This is a genomic window from Acinetobacter sp. CY81, from assembly GCF_059515925.1.
Genome location: NZ_JCAKNC010000003.1, coordinates 265,061 through 290,881, shown reverse-complemented (window position 1 = coordinate 290,881; position 25,821 = coordinate 265,061). Strand labels below are relative to the sequence as shown.

Annotated in this window: 19 protein-coding genes and 2 pseudogenes; 10 read left to right on the top strand and 11 right to left on the bottom strand. The window is 39.0% G+C overall.

The genetic code is table 11. The annotated features are described in order from the left end of the window. Positions 1 to 51: 51 nt before the first annotated feature. Complete coding sequence (locus AC5YDM_RS05850) at positions 52 to 702, bottom strand: hypothetical protein (RefSeq protein WP_496151172.1); 651 nt, start codon at positions 700 to 702, stop codon at positions 52 to 54. Between the two features lie 177 nt (positions 703 to 879). On the opposite strand from AC5YDM_RS05850, the gene dusA reads away from it, so the two are divergent. After that, positions 880 to 1,920 (top strand): tRNA dihydrouridine(20/20a) synthase DusA, encoded by a 1,041-nt coding sequence (gene dusA / locus AC5YDM_RS05845; RefSeq protein ID WP_496151171.1) that lies wholly within the window; start codon positions 880 to 882, stop codon positions 1,918 to 1,920. A gap of 54 nt (positions 1,921 to 1,974) precedes the next feature. On the opposite strand, the gene AC5YDM_RS05840 is transcribed toward dusA, so the two are convergent. The 7 genes from AC5YDM_RS05840 to AC5YDM_RS05810 all read right to left on the bottom strand — a co-directional run bounded on the left by AC5YDM_RS05840 (position 1,975) and on the right by AC5YDM_RS05810 (position 12,412). Further along, positions 1,975 to 2,760, bottom strand: coding sequence for a tRNA threonylcarbamoyladenosine dehydratase (locus AC5YDM_RS05840; protein ID WP_496151170.1), 786 nt, complete (start codon positions 2,758 to 2,760; stop codon positions 1,975 to 1,977). A 351-nt stretch (positions 2,761 to 3,111) separates the two neighbouring features. Then, positions 3,112 to 3,945 (bottom strand): TatD family hydrolase, encoded by an 834-nt coding sequence (locus AC5YDM_RS05835; RefSeq protein WP_496151169.1) that lies wholly within the window; start codon positions 3,943 to 3,945, stop codon positions 3,112 to 3,114. A gap of 5 nt (positions 3,946 to 3,950) precedes the next feature. Then, on the bottom strand, positions 3,951 to 4,961 hold the full coding sequence (locus AC5YDM_RS05830; RefSeq protein ID WP_496151168.1) for an RsiV family protein: 1,011 nt from the start codon (positions 4,959 to 4,961) through the stop codon (positions 3,951 to 3,953). Positions 4,962 to 5,118: 157 nt separating this feature from the next. Continuing rightward, complete coding sequence (locus AC5YDM_RS05825; protein ID WP_496151167.1) at positions 5,119 to 5,958, bottom strand: hypothetical protein; 840 nt, start codon at positions 5,956 to 5,958, stop codon at positions 5,119 to 5,121. Positions 5,959 to 6,066: 108 nt separating this feature from the next. Continuing rightward, the gene (locus AC5YDM_RS05820) at positions 6,067 to 7,659 is read right to left on the bottom strand and encodes a peptide chain release factor 3 (protein WP_496151166.1); all 1,593 of its coding nucleotides are present in this window, start codon (positions 7,657 to 7,659) and stop codon (positions 6,067 to 6,069) included. A 291-nt stretch (positions 7,660 to 7,950) separates the two neighbouring features. Further along, positions 7,951 to 10,014, bottom strand: a complete 2,064-nt coding sequence (locus AC5YDM_RS05815) for a bifunctional diguanylate cyclase/phosphodiesterase (RefSeq protein WP_496151165.1) — start codon at positions 10,012 to 10,014, stop codon at positions 7,951 to 7,953. Between the two features lie 214 nt (positions 10,015 to 10,228). After that, positions 10,229 to 12,412: a carboxy terminal-processing peptidase gene (locus AC5YDM_RS05810; protein ID WP_496151164.1), complete on the bottom strand. Its 2,184-nt coding sequence runs from the start codon at positions 12,410 to 12,412 to the stop codon at positions 10,229 to 10,231. 197 nt (positions 12,413 to 12,609) lie between these two features. Between AC5YDM_RS05810 and nagZ the strand changes: the two genes are divergently transcribed. Further along, a complete protein-coding gene (gene nagZ, locus AC5YDM_RS05805) occupies positions 12,610 to 13,629 on the top strand; it encodes a beta-N-acetylhexosaminidase (protein WP_496151250.1) in 1,020 nt (339 codons plus the stop codon). A 98-nt stretch (positions 13,630 to 13,727) separates the two neighbouring features. Further along, on the top strand, positions 13,728 to 14,609 hold the full coding sequence (locus tag AC5YDM_RS05800; RefSeq protein WP_496151163.1) for a class I SAM-dependent methyltransferase: 882 nt from the start codon (positions 13,728 to 13,730) through the stop codon (positions 14,607 to 14,609). Between the two features lie 71 nt (positions 14,610 to 14,680). Here the strand turns inward: AC5YDM_RS05800 and AC5YDM_RS05795 are convergent. After that, positions 14,681 to 14,869: pseudogene (locus tag AC5YDM_RS05795) on the bottom strand (alpha/beta fold hydrolase); the annotation flags it as partial. 86 nt (positions 14,870 to 14,955) lie between these two features. Then, positions 14,956 to 16,003, bottom strand: a pseudogene (locus AC5YDM_RS05790) (alpha/beta fold hydrolase); the annotation flags it as partial. A 286-nt stretch (positions 16,004 to 16,289) separates the two neighbouring features. Here AC5YDM_RS05790 and AC5YDM_RS05785 point away from each other — a divergent pair. The 7 genes from AC5YDM_RS05785 (at position 16,290) to AC5YDM_RS05755 (ending at position 24,978) form a co-directional block, all read left to right on the top strand. Beyond that, a complete protein-coding gene (locus AC5YDM_RS05785; protein ID WP_496151162.1) occupies positions 16,290 to 17,555 on the top strand; it encodes a glutamate-5-semialdehyde dehydrogenase in 1,266 nt (421 codons plus the stop codon). A 205-nt stretch (positions 17,556 to 17,760) separates the two neighbouring features. Next, entirely contained in the window at positions 17,761 to 18,174 is a 414-nt protein-coding gene (locus AC5YDM_RS05780; RefSeq protein ID WP_496151161.1) for a hypothetical protein, read from the top strand. Positions 18,175 to 18,498: 324 nt separating this feature from the next. After that, entirely contained in the window at positions 18,499 to 19,713 is a 1,215-nt protein-coding gene (locus AC5YDM_RS05775) for an acetate/propionate family kinase (RefSeq protein WP_496151160.1), read from the top strand. Between the two features lie 50 nt (positions 19,714 to 19,763). Next, entirely contained in the window at positions 19,764 to 21,905 is a 2,142-nt protein-coding gene (pta, locus tag AC5YDM_RS05770; RefSeq protein ID WP_496151159.1) for a phosphate acetyltransferase, read from the top strand. 162 nt (positions 21,906 to 22,067) lie between these two features. Next, a complete protein-coding gene (locus tag AC5YDM_RS05765) occupies positions 22,068 to 22,523 on the top strand; it encodes a DUF2147 domain-containing protein (RefSeq protein ID WP_496151158.1) in 456 nt (151 codons plus the stop codon). A 207-nt stretch (positions 22,524 to 22,730) separates the two neighbouring features. Beyond that, positions 22,731 to 24,257: a fumarate hydratase gene (locus AC5YDM_RS05760; RefSeq protein WP_496151157.1), complete on the top strand. Its 1,527-nt coding sequence runs from the start codon at positions 22,731 to 22,733 to the stop codon at positions 24,255 to 24,257. A gap of 163 nt (positions 24,258 to 24,420) precedes the next feature. Beyond that, positions 24,421 to 24,978, top strand: coding sequence for a DUF2059 domain-containing protein (locus AC5YDM_RS05755; RefSeq protein WP_496151156.1), 558 nt, complete (start codon positions 24,421 to 24,423; stop codon positions 24,976 to 24,978). 32 nt (positions 24,979 to 25,010) lie between these two features. On the opposite strand, the gene AC5YDM_RS05750 is transcribed toward AC5YDM_RS05755, so the two are convergent. Further along, positions 25,011 to 25,763 (bottom strand): DUF2846 domain-containing protein, encoded by a 753-nt coding sequence (locus AC5YDM_RS05750; protein ID WP_496151155.1) that lies wholly within the window; start codon positions 25,761 to 25,763, stop codon positions 25,011 to 25,013. Positions 25,764 to 25,821 lie beyond the last annotated feature (58 nt).

Here is a 25,821-nt window from a genome sequence, read left to right as displayed (position 1 = left end):
GGGCTTTTTGCAGTTACTTTTATAGAAAGATATTTGATACAGAATCTTGCACTATGAAACTTGTACCACAGGATAGTGTGGTTTTAAGAAGTGCCATTTTTGTGCATTGTTAATTAACAATTCTAAAATTGCAGGGATCAATGCGATTAATATTTCACAACACTGACTGATCAAAGGTCGGTTAATACTGCTGTTATAGCTTGAACCGCCTTGTAAAATTTGATGTTCAATCGTCAACATTCGATTCAATACTACAGACAGGATTTCATTCAAATTTTTAGTCTCGAATACATCGTGAATAAGCTTTTTCTCATGTTCAAAGCTTTCCTTCCATGTCACTTGAGACACAACCTGATTGCGATAGTCCCAATAGGCTTGATAAGAATAAGGGTTAGCGAGTATTTTTTGAATCGGCTCGAATAACTTCCCCCAAACCATTTGAGATAAATGCTGTGTTTGGTCTTGTCGTGAGATTAGCGCTAAAAATTGACTGATATGATCTTTTTGCTGATTTTTACGCTCTACATCTTCTGCATAGATTGCATTAAAAGAAACCCTCAAGCTTAAAAACTGAAGATCTTTATCTTGTTCCATCAATACTGCTTTCTTAAGCCAACTCAGTGAACGCTGAACCCTCAAGTTGAATCGTTCAGAATTATTATTTTTACTGCTTTTAAAAATTTCTTCGAGTACATAGATCATCACGACCTCTTATTTTTACATCTTATTGAATCAACATACTTAAATTTTAAAGATTTCACAATTTTGATTTTGTTATGTCGCTTACATTCAATGTATGTCTTTTTCTAAGACTGTCGATTTCTGTCGAAAACTCGTATAATTCTGCGCTCTTTATGTTCTTCGCCTCGGATCTCGTCTATGTCATCAATCCAATCTTTAACGCCTCGTATTTCGGTCGCACCGATGATGGATTGGACGACACGTGACTATCGTTTCTTTGCTCGTCTATTTAACCCGAACATTATCATGTATACCGAAATGGTCACGACAGGCGCGATTATCCATGGCGGGGCAAATCGTCATTTAGACTATAACAACGAAGAACATCCCATTGTTTTACAGCTTGGTGGTTCTAATCCGAAAGACCTTGCGACCTGTACTCGAATGGCACAGGACTGGGGCTATGATGAAGTCAACCTCAATGTTGGTTGCCCGAGTGATCGTGTACAAAACAATAAAATCGGCGCTTGCTTGATGGCAGAACCAGATTTAGTTGCTGAATGTATCGCAGAAATGCGAAATGTGGTTGATATTCCTGTGACGGTAAAACATCGTATCGGTATTGATGACATGCATTCCTATGAAGAAATGCTACATTTTGTCGATACGGTAGCAAAGACAGGCTGTGATAACTTTATCGTCCATGCACGTATTGCATTACTTCAAGGCTTGTCACCAAAAGAAAACCGTGATGTTCCGCCTTTACGTTATGAAGATGTATATCGCTTAAAACTAGACCGCCCAAATCTTTTGATTGAAATCAATGGTGGCATAAAAACCTTTGCCGAAACTCAAGAACATTTAAAGCATGTTGATGGTGTGATGATTGGTCGTGAGGCTTATCACAATCCTTACCTTTTAGCAGAGTTGGGGCAGTTGTGGAATTTAGACATGCCAAATCGCTTTGATATTATGGATCAAATGATGCCGTATATTGCGAAACGTATGCAAGAAGGCGCACCACTTTCAATTATCACACGTCATATTTTAGGGTTATTCCAAAATCTACCCGGTGCTCGTAAATGGCGTCAGGCTTTAAGTGGTGGTAATGCCAAAACATTTGCTGATGTTGAAAATGCAATTACCAATATCAAAGAAGCGATGCAACGTACTGAAGACTATTTAAAAGAGAATGAACTTAAAACAAGTGAACTGAAAGCAAATCAAACCGAAGCTTAAATGTAAAAAGCCCCGATTAAATAGGGGCTTTTTTATGAAATTGAATTGATCAACTCATTTTAAACATTTTGATTGCTGTGCTTTTTTCTGATCTAGCTTTTTCAATACTTCTGAAACTGCCACCATAGCAAAGCTCGACGTAACCACAACTGCTGAGCCATAACCTCCACAGCGCAATCCTGCACTTGGGCAGACTTCAGCACTTGAGAATGGATTATCAATCGAGTACACGCAAGTAATACCAAACTTTTCCTTCGGTTTTTTACAAATCCCTTTGCTACGTAATTGTGTACGAAGCTTTGCAAGCATGGGGTCTTGTTCAGTTTTAGATAAATCTGCTACGCGAATTTTCAACGGATCAAGTTTGCCCCCAGCGCCTCCAGAGACAATCAAAGGAATCTTGTTAAAACGACAATGTAACATCAATGCAAATTTTGCTTTCACATCATCAATACAATCTAAAATCAAATCAGGGGTATTCGCTAGAACATCTTGAATATTGTCAGGTGTGAGGTAGTCATCGATCAAATTAATTTTAATTCTTGGATTGATAGCACGGCAACGCTCTGCCATCACTTCAATTTTTTCATGACCCAACGTTGTGGTCATGGCAGGTAATTGACGATTAATATTTGATGCAGCAATGACATCCATATCAACTAATGTCAACTCACCTAGTCCTGTACGAGCCAAGGCTTCGACAGCCCAAGACCCTACACCACCAATGCCGATGACCATGACATGACTCTGCTCATAATGATTAAAACTGTCTTCTCCATAAATTTTGGCTACACCTGCAAAACGGCGCTCATATTCATCATTTTGGAGAACTTCAGTCATAACTCAAATCGATCTTAAAAATACAAATTTCATTTTAACAAATTCAGCCACGAAAAATGCATTTTCGATCTGATGATCGTATCTGAATAAATGGATCAATAAATCACAGTTAAAAAAAAGCCCCACTGCTTTTGGTGTGAGGCTTGGAGAACTGAGTATTTTTTAGAAATAGTTTTAGCAATAGATTTGGAATTAAATAAATTCATTAGAGCTACATTTCATTCTGACATTAACATATGTCAGTTCGATTAAACATTCAAGCAAACATAACACTTTGAAACGAAGCAACTCACTATTTGGTTAATCTAAGTACATTTCGATCTGTCTTGTTTGTTCAATTCGAGCTTTACCCTAAGGCTTCAAATGCAATGCCTCTATGGAATTCACCCATAACTGATTTGCCATTTGCTCACGATCACCACCTAACACGTCAACCAATCCATCCAAAACAAAGGGTAAATTGACAGGTGTATTACGCGTACGATGTTCCGTTGAAAGCTGACAACACAATGGCGTCATATCCGGGCAATCCGTTTCCAAGACCAAATGCTCAATACCTACTTCTTGAACCACAGTATGTAATTTTTTAGATTGAGGATTCGTGATTTGGCCTGTGACTCCCAATTTAAATCCCAATTTGATAAAGGCTTTCGCCTCTTCCACACCACCACCAAAAGCATGCGCAATTCCACCCTGCTTAAACTGATGCTTTTTGAGTATCGCTAACGTTTCAGCATGCGCCTTGCGAATATGCAGTAAAATGGGTTTATCGAAATGTTGTGCCATTTCAATTTGTCGTGAAAAGTAGCGTTTTTGCTTCTCCAGCATATCAGCTTGCTTATGTTGCTTTAAAAAGGTGTCTAAACCAATTTCACCAATAGCAACGCAATCATTTTCCATTAATACCTTTTCTAATGCATCCAAATGTTGAGTTTGATGTTGCTCAATATAAAAAGGGTGAAGCCCAGGGGCTAAATAACTTTTCGGCGCATCTTTCAATTGATTCAATGCAAGATGCGTTTGAATTAAGGTATCAAAACGCTCTTGCAGAAAACCTATTAAGATAAGTGCATCCACCCCTGCCTGTTTTGCTTTGAGGGCAAGCTCTTCTCGATCGGCATCAAAATCTGATACATCAAAATGTGTATGCGTATCAAACAAAGGAACAGGACTTAAAAAACTCATCAGGGCTATTTCGTAGTCTGAGCAGTTGCGGGTTGCGTTGATGACGTTTGATTAGCCACGACTTCTGAACTTGCCTGCTGCTCTTTAAACGCCTCAGGAAGATATTGTGGTTTCAAAACCCCTTTAAGCTGATCATAAGGAATGGTTAAACGAGGCAAACCCACGACATAAGGACCAATTTCATATTCTTGGTATTGTAAAATCAAACCTTGTTTACCCAAGTAATAGTTTTGACTCAGCTCAAACTTCCAAGCTTGTTCATAGTCTTGAACATTTTCCGCCAATTTATTATCCATCACCCATGCTTTAAATTGATCATGCGCCAATTGTTTAAGCTCAACCAATTTATTTGCTTCAAGTAATTGATTCAACTCAACCAACTTTTTCGCTTTTAAATCATAATTGTAATAATGCTGTGCTGAAGAACCATGTGCACCACCTAAATAGTGGCTTGAATTGATCACGACAGTGGCTAAAGGCTCTTGAGAGTTTAAAATTTTCGGACTCACACTAAATGTAATTTCGTGATTGACACCCAGTTTTTTCAGCTCATCATCTAATTTTAAAAAGTTATTTACATAAGGTTGTATTTGCTGTGCCAAGGTCTGAGCAGCAGTACTCTGTGGCTTCGCTTCACTTACAGACGTTTGCGCATTTGCCTCAGATACACTACTTAAATCAGGCAATGCTTTTTCTTCTTTGGTATCGACTTCAATGGTGGTTTTAAGAATTTGTATAATCGCTGCATCAATGACTTTGTCTAATTCAGGCTGATTGGTACTTAAACGATCAATACGGATTTGTGGACAACCATTACCACGACAGGGTTCAATTTCCACAGGAATCATTTGCGTCGAACCAATGAGTTTAATTTGCTCGACTACAGGTTCGGATACTGAGCCTTGGTCAATCGGCGACTTATTGGCATCTTTGTCTTTATCGACTGGCTGACAGGCACTCATCAATGCCACTACGCTAAGCATCGGCATTAAACTTAATTTATTAATTTTCAACATCTCTTGATCCCAATCAGGCAATCGCTTTATCTAAAATCCTAGCCTAGCGCTGTCACTTTGCATGCTCAAGCTTCATTTGTATAGGTTTAGATACCTTTGTTTTAAATCTGTCTGAATATTTTTTATAGAATATTACAGTGCCTATCTTTATAAAAAGTTAAAACATTTTTTCAAGCACTTCTGGGCGCAACACCTGTGCAGTTTGTTCTTTGGTCAGATAAATATCCAACTGAGTTCCATCTTTTACAATTTCATTGGCACGATAATGTAGCCCAACACCTTCACCATCAAAGAACCAATCGCTTTGTCCCCAATACAGTTTTTTAGGCGCTGCTTTCTGCACATCTGAACTTTGATCCGCTTGCCACTCAGTATATTTCACTTGAATCATTTCATTTAATGCATTTTGTTGATTGTTTTGAATTACATCCAGTAGGCTCAATTTCTTTTGTAGCTTACGATCAGCCACAAAAAAATAACCCCGGTCTTTAACCGTAATACTCTGCTGTTTGCTATTCACAATCACCTGTAATAATACATATTGATTCCGTTGCGAAGCAATCCGAGTATTCAAATGCAATTCATAAGCATGATTGGTTTTAAACTCAGCTTGCCAAGCATCTGATTTTTTCACATATGCATTGATCGCTTGTTGTAATGTCATCGCCTGATTCAAACCAATCTGATTTTGAATGACGTGTGACTGACTTTCTGCAATCCATTGATTCATCCATGCATCTTGTGTCTGAATGGTCTGAATATCCATCTCAATACAATTTTTCTTTTCACAAAAAGGCAGCGCATATTTAGCAGGTTGTTCTTGAATATTTAAAAATGGAAGAATCTCTGTTTGCTGCTGTTTTTCCGAATCAATATTAGATGAGGCATCGTGCTGTTCTTTATTTTTAGAATCACAAGCCACCAGACTCGAAACGCATAAGCTGAATAAACATACTTTAAAAAATGTAGCTATAAATTTTGAATTGTTCATTTCCATTTTCACAGCAGACGGTCCTTGAATACATCCCAAAGATCATAAGCTATTTTGAAATAAAAACAGCTTCCTAAAGAAGCTGTTTTTATGAATATACGTATTTAAACTGTATTAGTGTTCACGTGTTGCACGGAAATTGATATCAGGATAACGTTCTTGCATCAACTGTAAATTCACACGACTTGGCGCAAGATAAGTCAAATGACCACCACCATCTAAAGACAGTTGATCATGTGCTTTTTTCTTAAATTCGTTAAACTTTTTCTCATCATCACAAGAAACCCAACGAACCGTATTGATACTGATCGGCTCGTAAATACAATCCACTTTGTATTCTTCTTTCAAGCGATATGCAACCACTTCAAACTGGAGCACACCAACAGCACCCACGATTAAATCATTGCTGTTCTGTGGCATGAATACTTGCGTTGCACCTTCTTCAGAAAGCTCTTTCAAGCCTTTTTGAAGCTGTTTTGATTTCAATGGATCTTTTAAACGTACACGGCGGAACATTTCGGGTGCGAAGTGAGGAATACCTGTGAACTGAAGTTTTTCACCAGAAGTAAAGGTATCACCAATCTGAATCGTACCGTGGTTATGCAAACCAATGATATCACCAGGCCAAGCTTCTTCTAAGTGCTGACGATCACCCGCAAGGAAGGTTAATGCATCACTGATACGTACATCTTTATCTAGACGTACATGTTTCATTTTCAAGCCCTTTTCATAGCGACCTGAACAAATACGCATAAACGCAATACGGTCACGATGCTTAGGATCCATATTCGCTTGGATTTTAAAGACAAAGCCTGTAAAACCTTCTTCAGTTGCTTCAACTTTACGGGCTTCAGTTGGATGTGCTTTTGGCTCTGGTGCATACAAACTAAATGCATCAAGTACATGATCAACACCAAAGTTACCTAAAGCAGTACCAAACAATACAGGTGTTTGGCGACCAGCAAGAAACTCTTCAGCATTTAACGGCTCATTCGCCATTTCAACCAGCTCAAGTGATTCTTCAAATGCAGCCCAAGCCAAGTCACCTACTTTTTCACGTAGATCTGGATAATCATAACCATCACGAACTTCAATATCTGTAATCGTTGAACCAAAACCCGCTTTATAAACATAAAATTTCTTTTCGATGATGTTGTAAACACCTGCGAAATCACGCCCTGTACCTAAAGGCCAAGTCAAAGGTACGCATTTGATTTTGAGGACGTTTTCAATTTCATCTAATAATTCAAGCGGTTCACGAATCTCGCGGTCCATTTTGTTAACGAATGAAATGATTGGCGTGTCGCGCATACGACATACTTCCATCAATTTAATCGTACGATCCTCGACACCTTTCGCACCATCGATCACCATCAACGCAGAGTCTACAGCCGTCAAGGTACGATACGTATCTTCCGAGAAGTCTTCATGTCCCGGTGTATCGAGTAGGTTGATCATTTTGTCTTTAAATGGAAATTGCATCACCGAGGTCGTAATCGAGATACCACGTTCTTTTTCCATTTCCATCCAGTCAGATGTTGCTGCACGGTCAGACTTACGGCTTTTTACCATACCAGCAACCTGAATCGCTTGCCCCCATAACAGTAATTTTTCTGTCATGGTGGTCTTACCAGCATCGGGGTGGGAAATAATAGCGAATGTACGTCGTTGAGCGACTTGCGCCGCTAATTCATCTGTAAAGCTCATGGTTAATACCTGCCGCAGAAGAGCAGCTTCAAGATCAAGTGCTGATCAAATTTAAAAATTGGCAGTATTGTATCAGATTTATCATTATTATTTTCTGATCATCATCGGCAAATTGTGATGCTGAATATTAAAAAATAATGGTTGAGAATATGGGTATGAGGAGTCTTTTTTTTGAGGTGTTAACTATCTATAGATAAGTACTATAAATATTTGATTGAGATTTAATTTTAGAAAAAATAAAAGGTTTATTCGAAGGTAAGAATTTATAAGCAAATTATTGAAATGATAGCTTTACACATTTTCAAAAGTACTTTCTAGACGATCCACTGGCAATGGCATCCCCAATAAATACCCTTGGAACTGTTGGCAACCCAATGACTTAAGAATATCAGCTTGTTGTTGCGTCTCCACTCCTTCTGCAGTAACCACTAAACCTAATCGCTTCGCCAATTCAATAATACTGCGAAGGATAATCTCATCCTTCGAACCAACCGATAAATTGCGAATAAACTCACGGTCAATTTTTAGTTCATCTACAGGTAAATCTTTCAAATACAAGAAACTTGAATGCCCTGTACCAAAGTCATCAATCGCAAGAGAAATACCTAAATTACGTAAATTTTCAAAAGTACGAATACTGACATCAATATGATGCATGGCTGTAGATTCAGTAATTTCAATAATTAAATGATTTGGATCGACATTATATTTTTTAATCAGATTGGCTAAGGTATCAATCAGTTGCTTATGTTCAAATTGAACTGCTGACAAGTTGACAGCAATCGGGGCAAATGCACGCCCTTGTGCTGTCCAAAGCTGTAATTGCTTACAAGCTTGTTCAAGTGCCCAATAACCCATTTTAATAATAAGCCCAGTCTGCTCAGCCCCTTCAATAAACATATTCGGTGCAAGTAAACCTAGACTTGGATGCTTCCAGCGAATCAATGCTTCTACACCACAGATTTTAAGATCCGCAGTAAATTTGGGCTGATAAAATAGGACAAATTGTTGTTCTTCTACAGCTTTGTACAGATCATTGATTAACTTAGATTGGCTTCGAGCAATCTCTTGCTGATCAAGTGAGTAATTGAAAATGCTGAACGTATTACGACCTTGCTCTTTCGACTGCAACATCGCTGCATCTGCGTTGATCAATAGGTCATGTAAATTGGTGCCGTGATCTGGATAATAAACCACACCCAAACTAGCAGATACATTGATATCTTTACCCGCAACATTAAAACCGTCTTGGATATTTTTTAAAATTTCATCAGCAACAGCTTCAATTCGCTCTGATTTAAAATCCTCAAGAACCATTAGAAACTCATCACCACCAATGCGAATCAACTTTTGATCAGGCTCTAATAATGCATGCAACCGCTGAGCGAGCTTCACCAACAATTCATCACCAATGTGATGTCCAAACGCATCATTTACCGCTTTAAAACGATCTAGATCGATATAGATAAATGCGATTTTTTTATTGGAAAATTTATACAGAGAAAAAAGCGATGTGGTGTAATCAATCAAGAATAAACGATTTGGAAGTTTGGTCAGATTATCTTGTAAGGCTAAGCTTTCGAGTTCTTTATTGACGCGTAGAAGTTGTAAATTTCGGTCTTCTAATCTTAATTCCAAAATCGCTACTGCAAATGATGCAACCAAAATCAGACAAGTAATGGCAATAATCACAAAGAGCATTAGCCCTGGACCTTCTTGCACTGCCATTGCACTAATACTTTCTTGAATGGTATGGAAGCTTGCAGCCGCCATGCCTGTGTAATGCATTCCCACAATACTAATCGCCAACAATGCGGCAACCGTAAGTTTTAAGATGAAATGATTCGAATTTGTTTGTTTAACTTTAAAATACAACCAGAAGGTTAGACCTGTACCGCAGATTGCAATCAAGACTGAAAGTATGACTAATATTGTATTGTAATGAATCACATGGCCTGGAATGATTAATCCCACCATTCCTGTGTAATGCATTCCCGATATACCAATACCCATCACAAAAGAGCCAAGCACCAAACGACTTAAAGGCAATGTTTCTCGTGTCGTGAGCCAAACGGCAAAGATAGAAGCAGCAGCACCAATGACATAAGAAAAGAAAGTCACACTTGGAGAGAATTTATAGCCTTCAGGTAAATGACAGGCAAGCATGCCGACAAAATGCATCACCCAGATGGCAAAACCTAGAACTAGACCACTAAAGAATAAGAGCGTTTTTTTACGTGATAAATTAGAATTTGAGAATATGAGTTCTTGTAATGAAATAGCAACATAACAGGTAATTACTGCCGCCACGACAGAACCTGTTACAAGTGCGTAATCATAACTCATATGAATCATATAAAGACTATTCCATTCCTGAACCTAATTATTCTTTTATTTAAACCCCAAAAATACAGCCTATAAATGTAAGAAGGTTCAACTTTTTAATGAGCGTTTATCGCTTACAACAATATCACCATCTCATTGAAGGTCAAGTTCTTTTTATGAGATCGCATAAAAAATGGCATATAAAAATATGCCATTTTTTAACTAAACTAAAGAGCAAATTTAGTTATTTTTTCAAGTGATTTAAGTCCAATAAAACATTTGCGGCTTCCGTCACAAAAGTTTCTTCCTCTGGAAGTGCAGGTCTTTGATTTGCTTTGATTTTAGATCTTGATTCAACCAATGCATCCATTGAAGCCTGATAACTTTCCCAGTTCGGATAAGGCTTTTTACCTGTTTCCGTACGTCGCTTATTTTCAGCATCTAAAGTTTTCTGTTCAAGTGCAATCAGTTCAGCCTTCCGTTTGTCTATATCTAGAACAATTTTCTTTTGTTCCTTCGCCACTTGAGCGATCATTTTACGTGCTTCTAAGTATTCGAACTGTGCATCTGCATCAACACGCTGCTTAGATTTTGCGCTTAGACTAGGAATATAGCTTTCAATTTCACCTTCACGCTTAAATGGTGTTGTTGCAATAGTATCCCATACCAATGCATTTTTAGCCTTACGCTCACCAAACTCCTCATCATAAATATCGACGAGTTTGATGTCTGGAATCACCCCTTTATTTTGAGTACTGCCACCAGTCACACGATAAAATTTACGCTGTGTGAGCGTTGCTTGCCCATGAGCTAGAGTATCAAGCTGAACTTGAGCTGTTCCCTTACCTGTCGTCGTACTACCAATCACAATTCCACGACCATAGTCTTGAATCGCAGCAGAGTAAATTTCACTTGCAGATGCTGATGCCAAATTGATCATCACAGCTAGAGGGCCAGCGTATGTCTGTTTGCCACCATCGGTATCTTCAAACACACTTACATTACCATTACCATCACGGATCTGTACTACAGGCCCAGACTTAATGACTTGTCCTAGCATTTTGGCCACTTCTTCCAGTGAACCGCCCGGATTATTTCGAAGATCAATAATAATGCCTTCGACATTTTTATTGGCCAAAGCCTGTAATGCTTTGTTGGTATCTTCAGACACAGAACGATAATCTGCCCCTGCTCTACGCGCACGATAGTTCAAATAGAACGATGGGATTTCCACCACACCAAAAACATGCTTTTTACCATCACGGGTAATTTCAACGGTACGTGAACGCACACCAGCATCTTCTTCTTGAATCACGTCTCTAACGATAGTCACTGATCGTGCTTGGCTCATGGCAGCACCTGCACCAAGCAATTTAACCGTCACTTTAGTACCACGTTTACCACGAATAAGCCCTACAATTTCAGAACTTGGCCAACCGATGACATCGACCATTTTCTCGCCATCTTGTGCAACGCCAATGATGCGATCACCTGATTTAACCTGTCCTGTTTTACTTGCAGGACCGCCATCAACGATCGTTTCAATTTTGGTGTAGTCTTCATTACCACGATCAGGGCGAATCGAAACACCAATACCTTCTAACTGTAGCGTTGTTTGGCGGTTCAATTCCATTGCATCTACGGGTGGAAAATAGTTGCTGTGCGGATCATAAGTCGCCAACATTGCATTTAATGTTTTATCTAAGACATCATCACTTTTAATACGCGCCATACGTTCAAGTTGACGTGTATAGCGCTTTGTTAAGGTTTGGACAGGCGTCAAATCTTCTGCCGCGGTTAAGTCTTGCCCATCAGCCAAACTTGGATCATTTTTTAAAGCCAACTGTTTAGCCGCTTCTTCTTCTTTGGTGATGGTCAAGTTAATCAGCTGAGACACCAACATTTTACGCCATTGTGCTTCTTGTTCAGTGCGCTTATCGAAATACGGTGCTTTTTCACGATCAGTTTCAATATAAACATCAGTTTGTTTTAAGTTCTGAGGTTTTTTCAACTCAGCCAGCATAAATTCGTAGAATTGTTTCAGGCGCTCACGATATTGCTCATGAATGGTATATGGACCTGACAAATCCCCAGCTTTTAAAGCTGCTCCAAAAGTTGAGCCATACTTCTTTTTATATTTATTAACTTCATCTGCGAGAAATAAACTGTGATCTGGATCTAGACTATCCAAATACATATCTAAAATACGATTCGATGTATTAGCATCGAGGCGCATATTTAAATAGTGTTGGCGATCAACCAGTGTTGCAAGCTGACGTGAAACTAAGGCTTGCTCTCTAGATGGCTGAATACTTTGAGCTGTCGAAGTTGCAGGCTCACTCGCCGCAATCGCATCATTCATCGCATGAGTAAAGAATAAACCACCTGTTGCAATCGCAACTGCGCAAGCTAATGTTTGTAGTTTCATAAATACTTTGTGTTTCCTTGGATTAACCAATTTCAATACTGTTTTTCTGATATGAATGCTTGATATTCAAAATCTTAAACAATTTTTTATGTATATGCCGTGTATTTTTATCATACTCTCTAATGAGAAAATGTAGCAAATCATTGCAGAATTCGGGTATTGTTTTCTCTTTTAAAAATACAATGACGGACTCTACGATGATTGGCGCATTGATGCTCGATATTGCGGGCACAGAACTAAATCAAGAAGATATTCAACTCTTACAAGCTCCGCAAGTCGGTGGCATGATTCTATTTAGCAGAAATATTGAATCACCTCAACAAGTTCGCGCACTCACCGATCACATGCGTCAAGTTCGACCAGATATTTTAATTGCCGTTGACCAAGAAGGTGGTCGAGTTCAACGTCTCAAAAATGGTTTTACCTTACTTCCAGCAATGGGTAAGTTTGGAGAACTTTACTTAAAAGATGCTGAAAAAGCTATTGAACTTGCTGAAAAATGTGGCTGGCTCATGGCGACTGAAGTTCTTGCTGTCGGTATTGATTTTAGCTTTGCACCTGTTTTAGACATTAATGATGTCAGTGATGTGATTGGCGACCGAGCTTTTGCCAAAAATGTAAAGGATATCGTCCCTCTAGCTCGTGCATTTATGCAAGGAATGAAACGTGCAGGCATGGCGAATACAGGAAAACATTTCCCAGGTCACGGCTCGGTTAAAGCTGACTCGCATGTAGCAGCTGCAATTGATCACCGTCGTTATGACGAAATCTATAATAATGATATGCAGAGCTTCATTCAGCTCCAACCTCAACTTGATGCACTCATGCCTGCGCATGTGATTTATCCAAATATCGACCCAAATCCAGCAGGCTTCTCGCCATACTGGATTCAAAAAGTACTCCGCGAAGAACTTCAATATGATGGCGTTCTGTTTTCAGATGACCTTACCATGCAAGCGGCATGTGTTGCTGGTGGTGCTGATGCACGAATTCTAGCTGCATTGAATGCAGGCTGTGATATGGGCTTGGTCTGCAATCAGCGAGAAGCTGCATGCTTAGCGCTGGATGCGATTACTGAGCTTCCGTTACCAAATCAAGAGCGATTGGAACGTATGCGCGGTCGTATTCCTGAAATCAGCATTGGAGAGCAACTCGACTTAGGTGATGAATGGCAAGCGGTCAAAAAAGTCATAGAAGAATTTAAAAATTCTATCTAAACAAAAAAAGGAACATCAACAATGTTCCTTTTTTTTTATACGATAAACATGATAGAAATAAGACAACTAGAATAAAGAATCACATAACAAGGATAACTATGTCTAATTTAAAGTCTAATTCACGATCCAAATCTAACTTATCTAAACATCGACATATTTCATTTACTGCACATTATACAGGTTATATCTGGTTTCAAATGGGCATATCACATCCTGCCCTTGCGACAGCCAAAGGTAAGTCTTTGGCAATGATTGCCAATCCAGTGGAAACACTTGCGGAGAAATATATTGGTGGAAGTATGCGTACCACTTTAAAAACCCGCCACACCTTACTTGATGAACATCTAACTCAACTCATCGAAAAACATCCAGACCTTCAAGTCTTAGAAATCGCAGCAGGACTATCACCACGCGGTTGGTGGTTTAGACAACATTTCCCACAGATTGATTATCGCGAACTCGACTTACCTGATATGGCTGCAACCAAACAAGCTGCCTTGACACAAATAGATTCTCTCAGTCCTGCAATGTTATCTGCTGATTTATTTACAGAAGATTTTCAAAATGCATTTGCTGTTTTTGATCCACAACGACCATTAGTAATTATCAGTGAGGGTTTGATTAACTACTTTGATAAAAAATTATTACAACAGTTACTTAAATCAATTGTGCAATATGGTTCGCCTTTTAAAGCATTACATTATTTGACCGACATCTACCCAGAACCCGTTAAAAACAAACTGGCTAAAGTGATTTGGTCGAGTAGTAAATTACTGAAATTAATGTCTCGAAGTGCTTTTAGCTTTCATTTTATTGATCCAGTTGAAGTCAGATCATTCTTTCAAAATGCCGGTTTCACGCAGATTAATGTCGTTCAGCCAACACCTTACTTTAATCAAGAAAGTAAAAGACCTGATCAAATCGAGTCAAATGAGCATTTAGGTGATTTAGTCTGGATGATTCATGCACAATTGGCTTAATGAAAAGCCACTGTTTTTACACCTCATTATTTTTAGCGCGGAAATAGAATCTTTTAGCGTTTAGAAGTGGCTTAAACCACTTCTGCGATACGATTCTTTTGATGTGTAATAAATTTGAGTAATCGATCTGCCACTTCAAAATATCCATGCTTAAATAAAGCACGCACACCTTGATTAGTCGCTTCAAAGATTAAACATTCGACTTTAAATTCACCGTCTTCATCTTCTAAATGAAGTGCCAAATCACGAGCATGTTGATTGATATATTCAATTTCAGAGGATGATGCATTGAATAGCACTCCGAAATAGTTAATATCAACAACTTCAACATCAATCACTTTATTTAAAAGACGATGCGACATACGTGTTTTCGGATGTGATACCAGAATTCGCTCTTCACCACGTCGTTCTAAATCTTGCATTTGTTGACGATTAAGTGGAATAATCCCATCAATATCTTGAATCGACTGTTCTTTTAAAAATGCCGTAAACAGATTCATGGTTTCTTTGCGACGTTGCAGTTGCGGTACATGATCTGCATTAGCAATCATGGCAAATTCAACATCTGGACATTGCAACGCAAAGTTGGCATTTTCATAGGGCAATGTAAAACTATCAAACTGCCCACATGCCACCAATGTTTTGCATGTCGGAATCGGAACATCATCTAGTCGAAGTAAACGATTGCAGTTAATTTCATAACGCTCTTGCTCAGTATTACTAAACTCAGCCATTTGTTTAAAGAAAAGACGCTTTGCCGTGGGTGACATTCGAGTTCGATCCAATTTAGCGTGATTCACTAAATACAAAATCACAGCTTGTCCAAACTCATCCATACGCTGTTCTTTCATCAACATGAGCGATTCTTCTAACAGCATGCGCCAACTTTTACGGGTCTTTTGCATCACCCCCATCAAAATCATACGATCCATCAGTTCTGGACGTTGAGCCGCAAAGCAAGATGCAACCACGGAGCCTAAGGACATTCCCATAACCGATACTTTTGAAATTTCGACAATATCTAACCAAGTACCGAGCATGGTTGAAAGTTGTGAAATTTCCAAACTTCCTGCCGATAGACCTGTATCACGATTATGAATTTGCTGATTTGAACCCAAAGATGGCAAATCAATTAAAATCACAGGTCCTTTTTCAAAAAGCTGTTCCACACAATATTTATAAGAACTAAAGGTTTGAAATGCACCACCAACAATCAAAATCGGGGTGTTGTGTATCGTTGCAGGATCAGCAATCGCCATATACTCAACTTTCCAACCATCAATCCAAGTGATACGTGGTGGTTGTTTGAAGCTATTTTTATTGTATATATCGAAAAAATTAAACCCTGATGTATTCGGGTACATTTCCGAGTCCATTTGTATAATGGAATTCATTTCCCTATCTCCATTTGGCCTTATAGTTTTAATTTGCAAGCCACATATTTAGACGACGTTCTCAAATATCTTTTATTGTGCAACTTATTCAGCATTCACTATTCATTCTATACAAATGAATGAATAGTGCGCAATCATCGGATCAACCATTTATCTTTTTTACACAACCTTGCCACCACAAAATGGTTACAAGTTTTATCCATTGCCGATTTTTATGGAATAAACATAGATTGTTATACCATCGACTGCTACTATTTAAGTGAGATTTTTAAGTAACCATACCGCTATGCACGAGTCTATCGAACAGTATATGCAAATGTTGGGTCAAAATGCTCGAGAGGCTTCTCGCTTCTTGGCTGCTGCTTCTACATTTGAAAAAAATCATGCTTTATCTGCTATTTACACTGCTTTGCAAAATAGCGAATCGCAAATTTTAGCTGCCAACACTATCGACATGACCAAAGGTCGTGACAACAATTTGGACAGCGCATTACTGGATCGCTTAGAACTTACCCCCACACGCTTTCAAGGGATGCTTGACGGTTTAAAAGACGTCATGAATTTGGTCGATCCGATTGGCGAGATTACGGATTTGGCTTACCGTCCATCAGGCATTCAATTGGGTAAAATGCGTGTACCACTGGGTGTGGTTGGCATGATCTACGAATCACGTCCAAACGTGACATTAGAAGCTGCATCATTAGCGATTAAATCGGGCAATGCCATTATCCTACGTGGTGGTTCTGAAGCATTAGAATCAAATAAAGCTTTAGCTGCTGCGATTCAGCATGGCTTAGAAGCAGCAGGCATGCCTGAAAATGCAGTGCAAGTGATCAATACATCTGATCGTGCTGCTGTGGGACAACTGATCACCATGTCTGAATATGTAGACGTGATCATTCCACGTGGCGGTAAAGGCTTAATTGAACGTATTACCAATGAAGCGACGATTCCTGTGATTAAACATCTAGATGGTAATTGCCACGTATTTGTTGAAGCGCAGGCCGATTTACAAAAAGCCCTTCCAATTGCACTAAATGCTAAAACTCATCGCTATGGCGTATGTAATGCGATGGAAACGCTTTTGGTCGATGTCAAAGTTGCGGATGAGTTTTTACCGCTGGTTGCTGAGCTGTATGCTGAGAAGCAAGTTGAGTTACGTGGTTGCCTCGACGTACAACGTATTTTAGGTAATTCAGTTACCGCAGCGACAGAAGAAGACTGGTATGAAGAATACTTAGGTCCAATTCTGGCGGTCAAAATTGTCAGTGGTTTGGAAGAGGCTATTCTTCACATTAACAAATATGGCTCACACCATACCGATTCTATTATTACTGAAAATTTCACTACGGCGCGTAAGTTCTTAACCCGTGTCGATTCAAGTTCAGTGATGGTGAATGCATCAACACGCTTTGCAGATGGTTTTGAATATGGTTTAGGTGCTGAGATTGGTATTTCTACCGATAAAATCCATGCTCGTGGTCCAGTTGGTTTAGAAGGATTAACGTCTCAAAAATGGATCGTATTGGGTGATGGACAAATTCGCCAATAAATAAACCATTAGCACTATACAAGCATGAAATGCGTCATAACTAAATTTATGGCGCATTTTTCATTTAAGCTTAAACAGTTCATATACACAGCTATCCGCAGTTCGATGTAACATTCTGCTTATAGTATCCTCAAGCTCTATAGCACCACCCAATAACCATAATTAGCAACGATTATATTAGTAATAACAATATTAGGATGTCTGTATGTTCTACTACCTCATTATTACCACTTTTGTTTTAGCACTTAGTGTCTCACTCTTGGTCATGTGGCTGTTTTCAGGCTCGATCAATAGTATTCTTGCACGTATTATCCATGATCCGATTCATAATGCGTGGGCGAAATACACCAAGTTTGCAGGTATGGTGGTCGGAACATCATCAGGTATTCGTATTTATGACATGGAAAAATACATTAGTCCGCTAACCTATACAGGGACAGGTGAAAATCAAAAAAGTGTGATTATCGAGTTAACTCAAGAGCGTTGGGTTTTAGAAATTTATCGAACCATCATCGAAACTTTACAGGGTCTGGCTTGGATGATGTTATTGTTTTTTATGGTGTCTTTATTTGCTTATGTGATCGTACGCTGGTCTGAAATAAAATATAAAAAAGAATAATTTGATCTGTACTATTTGTTCAAAAAACAACAAGCATGTTATGTTGTACGCGCTATAAAAAACATGCCATACAAAAATTGAGTCGCAGATAAAATTTAACCTAGGTAGACACCCAGTATTTAGATAATAAATGAAAACTGTTAGCCGATAAATTCTAATTATTATTATGATTTGGGTCGATAATGCTTAAGTCTAATCACCTAAAGTCTATCTAGGACAAAAAAATACTGCGTGATACAAATGCAACCAGATCAAGAATACAGCATTTATGATCATTGGTACGACAACAAGCTAATACTAAAATCGCCAGTCAAGGAATACGCCATGCCTAACTCAGTTCTTATCATCAATTGCGGATCTTCTTCAATTAAGTTTGCTTTATTACTCAAAGATCAAAACTTCCGCATTCATGGACTTGCTGAAAATTTAGGTACGCCAAATGCACGTATTAAAGGTGTGACTTTAGGCAATGAGCCTGTCGATATTCATATCCCAAATGCTGATCATAAAGAAGCATTAGAAGTTGGTTTATCTCGTTTAGCGAATCATAAACCAGATGCAATCGGTCATCGTATCGTACATGGTGGCACACTGACTCAAGCTGAACTGATCACTGAAGATATTATTGATATTATTCGTGATGCAACACCACTTGCACCACTGCATAACCCTGCACACTTAGTGGGTATTGAAGCAACGCGTCGTTTATTCCCAGACCTGCCTCAAGTTGCTGTTTTTGATACCGCATTTCATCAAACCATGCCTGCTCATGCTTATCGCTATGCAGTACCTAAATTCCTGTATACAGAACATAACGTACGTCGTTATGGCTTCCACGGTACAAGTCATGCCTATGTATCTGAACGCGGTTCAGAACTTGCTGGCAGCTACAAACAAGGTGGTTGGTTAACAGCTCACTTAGGCAACGGTAGCTCGACTTGTGCAATTTGGAATGGTCAAAGTGTAGATACCTCTATGGGCTTAACGCCATTAGAAGGTTTAGTCATGGGTACACGTAGTGGTGATGTAGATCCAAGTCTTCATAGCTTCCTTGCGAAAAACTTAGGCTGGGATATCTATAAAATTGATAAAATGCTGAATAGCCAATCAGGCTTACTGGGTTTATCTGACCTATCAAATGACATGCGTACTTTAATCGAAGCATCAGAGCAAGGCAATGAAGATGCAGCATTGGCAATTGAGGTATTCTGCTACCGTTTAGCTAAATCTCTTTCTGCTTTAAGTTGTGGTTTACCACGTTTAGATGGTTTGTTCTTCACTGGCGGTATTGGTGAAAACTCAGCATTCATCCGTGAAAAAACCATGTCTTACTTACCGCATTTCGGTTTCAACTTCAGTAAAGAAAAAAATGACAACTTGAAACGTGGTACAGAAGGCCGAATTGATGCAGGTACTGGACCACAAATTTGGGTAGTTCCAACAGATGAAGAAGGTCGTATCGCGCAAGAAACCTCAAATGTTGTAGCACGTGGGGTTGAAAATTCAACGACAAAAAAGCCTGAAGCAGCAACTGTATAAGTTGCCTTCAATTCAGCATTCCTCTCATTTAAACTTTTGAAATAGATGTTATGAAAACGATTGTACTTGTACCGACTGGAGAAGGCGTAGGACTTACGTCAGCATGCTTAGGTTTAATCTTTGCGCTAGAAAGCCAAGGAATCAAAGCAGGATTTTTAAAACCCTTTTCTCAAGAACAGTACGATACAACGGCTGATCGTACAACCGCATTATTTCGCCATGTTTCAAAAAACGAAACAGTAGAGCCAATTGCTTACAGCAAGATCATTCAGCAGATTAATGCTGATCAAAGTGATGAGTTACTTGAAGCTGCTGTACATCTACACCGTCAAATCGCCAAAAATCATGATGTGATTATTGTTGAGGGATTAGTTCCAAACGGTCGTGATGCTTTCGCTTCAGAGCTCAATGCTCAATTGGCTCAAGCATTAGATGCTAAAGTCGTTATTGTGAGTAATGCTGATATTCAAAATCCTGTTGCAGCTGCTGAAAAAGTAGAAGGACAATTGCGTCATTTGGGCGGTGCATCGAATAGCCGAACTGCTGGCGTATTGTTCATGCGTACTAAAGGGTTATCTGAAGAGTCAGCTCAGATTCCTGTCACCATGGATCCGAATTTACGTTTAGTGGATGACACCAGTAACTTTGTACAGGCGATTCAAAAAACACATCCTCAAATTGGTTCTGAAAAGCTCCCTGTGATTGGTCTAGTACCATTCAGCAACACTCTCAGCGTACCGCGCATGTCTGATATTGCTCAGCATATTCAAGCTGAATGGATTAACTTAGGTGAAGCACAACAGCGCCGTGTTTTACACAGCAGTTTAATTGCATCAAACATTGCACACGAGTTGCATAAGTTTGTTGCAGGTGAATTGATCATTAGTGCTTCAGATCGTATTGATGTATTACTCGCAGGTAGTCTCGCAAGTAGCAATGGCATTCCACTGGCTGGTTTAGTATTGACTGAGCAATATGCGCCAAATCCACAAGTCATGGATTTCTGCCAAACTGCGATCAAACAAGGTTTACCGATCTTACATACACAACTGAGTACATTTGATACTGCTCAAAAGCTATCAAACCTCAGCAATGAAATTCCTGTTGATGATACTGAACGCGCTGAACAAGTGACTCGTTTTGTATCAAGCCATATTAATCTGGATTGGATTGCCCAACTCATTAATGGTTCATATCAACCTCGTTTATCCCCTTCTGCGTTCCGTCACGAATTGGTTCAAAAATCAATTGCTGCGAAAAAACGTATTGTTTTACCTGAAGGTGATGAACCACGTACCATTGAAGCAGCATCGATTTGTCAGTCTCGTGGCATTGCACACTGTATTTTGCTTGCTAAACCAGAAGCTGTCATTGAAGTTGCTAAAGCGCGGAACATCACCCTTCCTGACAGTTTAGAGATTATTGATCCCGACAGTATTCGTGAGCAATATGTCGAAAAAATGGTTGAGCTACGCAAAGGTAAACTCTCCGATATTCAAGCACGTGAACAGCTACAAGACACAGTTGTCCTTGGCACAATGATGCTTGCATTAGATCAAGTTGATGGCTTAGTTTCAGGTGCAGTTCACACCACAGCAAATACTGTTCGTCCTGCATTCCAGTTGATTAAAACAGCCCCTGACTACTCATTGGTTTCTTCAGTATTCTTTATGCTGTTACCTGATGAAGTCTATGTTTACGGTGACTGTGCAATTAACCCTGATCCAAATGCAGAACAACTGGCTGAAATTGCGATTCAATCTGCTGACTCAGCAAAAGCATTCGGTATTGATCCACGTATCGCAATGATTTCATATTCTACGGGTACTTCAGGTGCAGGCGCAGAAGTTGAAAAAGTGGCTGAAGCGACTCGTATTGCAAAAGAACGCCGTCCTGATCTATTGATTGATGGTCCATTACAATATGATGCAGCATCGGTTGAAAGCGTTGGTCGCTCTAAAGCTCCAGACTCTAAAGTCGCTGGTCGTGCCAATGTGTTTATCTTCCCTGATTTAAATACAGGAAACACAACCTATAAAGCAGTTCAACGTTCTGCCAATGTGGTGAGTGTTGGTCCAATGCTTCAAGGTCTAAATAAACCAGTAAATGACTTATCTCGTGGTGCTTTGGTAGATGACATTGTGTTTACCATTGCTTTAACAGCGATTCAGTCTGAACAACAATCTGCATAAAAACGTTCATCGCTTGAAAAAACCACCTTTCAAGGTGGTTTTTTATTTTATAAAATTCAATTAAACTTTTAATTTTAATCATTTTTTATTTTAATTTAGCACAACAAATACTATACTTTTCAATTTTTAAATCCTTTCCATTTTAACGGTTCTATACGCGCGATGATTTTAAAATTAATCGGTTTTCTTTCTATTTTCACAGCATCATCTTTTGCAGTTTCAGCTCCAATCGATCCTTTGATCGGCACTTGGCAAATTATTGATCAACGTACAGGCTACTACGTTTCAGATATTATTATTCGTAAAGAGAGCAGCTCACAACAGTACTTGGGTGTCATTAATAAGGCGTATCCACGCCCTAATACACAATCGTCTGACCTTTGTGTTGCATGTGAGGGAGCATTTAAAAATCAGCCGTTGTTTGGCATGCAAACACTAAAAGCGCTTAAAAAAACCAAACAAGCTCGTCAATATTCTCATGGCGTTTGGTTGAATCCTCAGAATGGAATAGTGTATGAAATTGATGCCACACTCAATTCCAATCAAGATCAAATGAGAGTCAATGCGAAGTCTCAATCAGGTCAAAATTCAACGTCACTGATTTGGAAAAAATTATAATGTGAAAAATGATAGCCACCTTTGAAAATTGATGGCTATCAAATTAAATATTTCAATTGCATTACATCGCTGTTCCCCTCCAATAAGCTTGAGTGGAAATGTAGAACATTAAACTTTCGCCCAAATCCTCAGCAAAAAAACCACAATTGAATCATTTTGTCTTATAATTTAGCCCGCTAGCTATCAGCCCGCTCAAGAGATATTTGTATGACAACTATTATCAAGCAAGATGACTTGATCACATCGGTTAAAGATGCGCTTCAGTTCATTTCTTACTATCACCCACAAGACTTCATCCAAGCGATGAGCCGTGCATACGATCGTGAAGAGAACAAAGCAGCGAAAGATGCGATCGCGCAAATCTTAATTAACTCACGTATGTGTGCCGAGGGTCACCGCCCTATCTGTCAAGATACTGGTATCGTAAACGTATTCGTTGAAGTGGGTATGGACGTTAAATTTGATTTAACGATGGGCTTAGACGATGCAATTAACGAAGGTGTTCGCCAAGGTTACTTAGAGAACTCAAACGTGCTTCGTGCATCTGTATTAGCTGACCCTGCATTTGGTCGTAAAAATACAAAAGACAATACCCCTGCTGTGATCTATCACAAACTGGTTCCTGGTAACAAAGTAGATATTACTGTTGCAGCGAAGGGTGGTGGTTCAGAAAACAAATCTAAACTTGCTATGCTTAACCCATCTGACTCAATCGTGGATTGGGTACTTAAAACTGTACCAACTATGGGTGCAGGCTGGTGTCCGCCTGGTATGTTAGGTATCGGTATTGGTGGTACTGCTGAAAAAGCCATGATGCTTGCGAAAGAAGCATTGATGGAAGAAATCAACATGGACGAACTCCTTCGTCGTGGTCCTCAAAGCAAAATGGAAGAGCTTCGTATCGAAATCTTCGAAAAAGTAAATGCTTTAGGTATCGGTGCACAAGGTCTTGGTGGTTTAACGACTGTTTTAGACATCAAAATCAAAGATTATCCATGTCATGCAGCTGGTAAACCAGTAGGTATGATTCCTAACTGTGCTGCAACTCGTCATGCACACTTCACATTAGATGGTTCAGGCGTTGCAAATATTATTGCGCCTAAACTTGAAGATTATCCTGAAGTAACTTGGGATTCTTCAACTTCTAAACGTGTTGACTTAGACAACATTACTCAAGAAGAAATGAATGCTTGGCAACCGGGCGATACATTATTGCTTAACGGTACAATCTATACAGGTCGTGACGCTGCGCACAAACGTATGGTTGACATGTTAAACAATGGTGAAGAGCTTCCTGTAGATCTTAAAGGTAAGTTTATTTACTACGTAGGTCCTGTAGATCCTGTTGGTGATGAAGTGGTTGGCCCTGCTGGCCCGACAACAGCAACGCGCATGGATAAGTTCACTCGCCAAGTCTTAGAAGCAACTGGCCTTTATGGCATGATCGGTAAAGCTGAACGTGGCCCTACGGCAATTGAAGCGATTAAAGACAATAAAACAACCTATTTAATGGCTGTTGGTGGTGCTGCTTACTTAGTATCTAAAGCGATTCGTGAAGCTGAAGTTGTTGCTTTTGCTGATTTAGGTATGGAAGCGATCTACAAATTCGTTGTAAAAGATATGCCTGTATCTGTTGCTGTTGATGTAAACGGAACTTCTGTTCACGCAACTGCACCAAAAATCTGGCAAGCGAAGATTGGTAAAATTCCAGTTGTGGATGCCGCTGCCAACTAATTTAAAAGCTATCTGAAGTATAAAAAGCACTCTATGATTAGGGTGCTTTTTTATGAGAATAATTCGTATTTATACGTGTTTCGATATAATATGAGATGGTTTTAGCAACCGTTACAATTCTTTATATCTATACAAATTATTAAATTCCATAAGAGAAAATACAATGAGAAATCGCCTACATAACTTTATAGGTTCAACTTTACTGATAACAACAAGTTTATTTACAATCTGTACAACTCACGCAGCTCCAGCTCAAGATAAAACCATTGAACGCTTAATGCTACTTTCCGATGTAAAGGGTGTTATTTCAGCAACCAATAAAGAAATGAAGCCTATGTTTGATGAACAAGCAAAAATGATATTGAAAGATGCTTTTGGTTCAGAACAGCTCAATGCTAAACAATTAGTGGCAGCTGATAAAATTTCAGCATTAATGGCAAAGATGACCAGTGATATTACTGAAGATCCCAAATTCTATGACATGCTTAAATCAAGTTTTCAAAACACTTTTACTGAAGAAGAAGCGCTTGCCAATATTGCATTTCTAGATACACCTCTTGGACAATCTATAAATAAAAAAAGTGTTCAAGTCATGTCAGATGTCATGAAACAATCACAAGTTTTAGCTGAACAAATGCTACAAGATCCGAAGAAAAAAGCGCAATTTATGGAAGACTTCAAAAAAGTCATGGAGCCTCTTATTGAAGAAGAAAATAAATAATCTAACTATCTCTTAATCATTAAATAACTGAATCACCATGTCCGTGGATCATAAATCTTAAAGGGTTGTGTTAAACGGACATCATCACTGGCTTTGTATTTACCAATGTCAATTTTTTCACTGGTTTTAATCACTTTACCAGCTGGACTCACTTGAGCGACATAATTAAGACCCGGAGATTTTAGCTGAGTCATGCCAATTTCTTTGAGTGCTTGACGCGTAGGCATTTGCATCAAAGGCCCCACTCTTAATAAATCTGCATCGCCATTTGGTCCACCACGGAACTGCTCTTCTTCATATTTGAGAAAGTATTGCTCACCAGCTTTAACCGTAAAATTTGCTGCCAATGGCTTTTGAAAATGCACAACAGTTAAAGGACGGCTAATACTCAGGCGATAATCGCCTTCAGCCAACTCAATCCAATAATGGTGGTTACTAATCAAACTTGGAATTTTCTTTCCATTTAAAAAGAAACTTGGCGCAACGATTTCTTGACGGTTCCATTTACTGTCTGGACGGTACAAATACAACACAGCAGCATTTTCATTTTGCGGTTTAATTAATTTAAAATACTGTCCCGGCTCCTGATTAACCCAAGAACCTAATGAAAATCCAGCAACTTTATATTGATCTAATTTTGAAGCAATAAAACTGGGTTTTTCTGCAAAATTTACAGGATCTAAAGTCGAAATAATCTGAGTTTCAACAACTGTATCTTGACTTGGTGAATGACTACACGCAGTTAAGCCACTGCTTGCCAGAAGTATAAATGCCAAATAACGCATGATTTTCCCTCATCACGTATTTCTTATTTTGTTTGATTGTAAATTATTTTATGTTTTG

What these genes read in the sequence shown, in the direction of transcription:
- AC5YDM_RS05825 (WP_496151167.1), bottom strand. Translation starts at nt 5,958, where the DNA reads ATGGAAATGAACAATTCAAAATTTATAGCTACATTTTTTAAAGTATGT.
- AC5YDM_RS05760 (WP_496151157.1), top strand. Translation starts at nt 22,731, where the DNA reads ATGACAACTATTATCAAGCAAGATGACTTGATCACATCGGTTAAAGAT.
- AC5YDM_RS05850 (WP_496151172.1), bottom strand. Translation starts at nt 702, where the DNA reads ATGATCTATGTACTCGAAGAAATTTTTAAAAGCAGTAAAAATAATAAT.
- pta (WP_496151159.1), top strand. Translation starts at nt 19,764, where the DNA reads ATGAAAACGATTGTACTTGTACCGACTGGAGAAGGCGTAGGACTTACG.
- AC5YDM_RS05785 (WP_496151162.1), top strand. Translation starts at nt 16,290, where the DNA reads ATGCACGAGTCTATCGAACAGTATATGCAAATGTTGGGTCAAAATGCT.
- AC5YDM_RS05830 (WP_496151168.1), bottom strand. Translation starts at nt 4,961, where the DNA reads ATGTTGAAAATTAATAAATTAAGTTTAATGCCGATGCTTAGCGTAGTG.
- AC5YDM_RS05820 (WP_496151166.1), bottom strand. Translation starts at nt 7,659, where the DNA reads ATGAGCTTTACAGATGAATTAGCGGCGCAAGTCGCTCAACGACGTACA.
- AC5YDM_RS05755 (WP_496151156.1), top strand. Translation starts at nt 24,421, where the DNA reads ATGAGAAATCGCCTACATAACTTTATAGGTTCAACTTTACTGATAACA.
- AC5YDM_RS05800 (WP_496151163.1), top strand. Translation starts at nt 13,728, where the DNA reads ATGTCTAATTTAAAGTCTAATTCACGATCCAAATCTAACTTATCTAAA.
- nagZ (WP_496151250.1), top strand. Translation starts at nt 12,610, where the DNA reads ATGATTGGCGCATTGATGCTCGATATTGCGGGCACAGAACTAAATCAA.
- AC5YDM_RS05840 (WP_496151170.1), bottom strand. Translation starts at nt 2,760, where the DNA reads ATGACTGAAGTTCTCCAAAATGATGAATATGAGCGCCGTTTTGCAGGT.
- AC5YDM_RS05810 (WP_496151164.1), bottom strand. Translation starts at nt 12,412, where the DNA reads ATGAAACTACAAACATTAGCTTGCGCAGTTGCGATTGCAACAGGTGGT.
- AC5YDM_RS05765 (WP_496151158.1), top strand. Translation starts at nt 22,068, where the DNA reads ATGATTTTAAAATTAATCGGTTTTCTTTCTATTTTCACAGCATCATCT.
- AC5YDM_RS05750 (WP_496151155.1), bottom strand. Translation starts at nt 25,763, where the DNA reads ATGCGTTATTTGGCATTTATACTTCTGGCAAGCAGTGGCTTAACTGCG.
- AC5YDM_RS05780 (WP_496151161.1), top strand. Translation starts at nt 17,761, where the DNA reads ATGTTCTACTACCTCATTATTACCACTTTTGTTTTAGCACTTAGTGTC.
- AC5YDM_RS05815 (WP_496151165.1), bottom strand. Translation starts at nt 10,014, where the DNA reads ATGATTCATATGAGTTATGATTACGCACTTGTAACAGGTTCTGTCGTG.
- dusA (WP_496151171.1), top strand. Translation starts at nt 880, where the DNA reads ATGTCATCAATCCAATCTTTAACGCCTCGTATTTCGGTCGCACCGATG.
- AC5YDM_RS05835 (WP_496151169.1), bottom strand. Translation starts at nt 3,945, where the DNA reads ATGAGTTTTTTAAGTCCTGTTCCTTTGTTTGATACGCATACACATTTT.
- AC5YDM_RS05775 (WP_496151160.1), top strand. Translation starts at nt 18,499, where the DNA reads ATGCCTAACTCAGTTCTTATCATCAATTGCGGATCTTCTTCAATTAAG.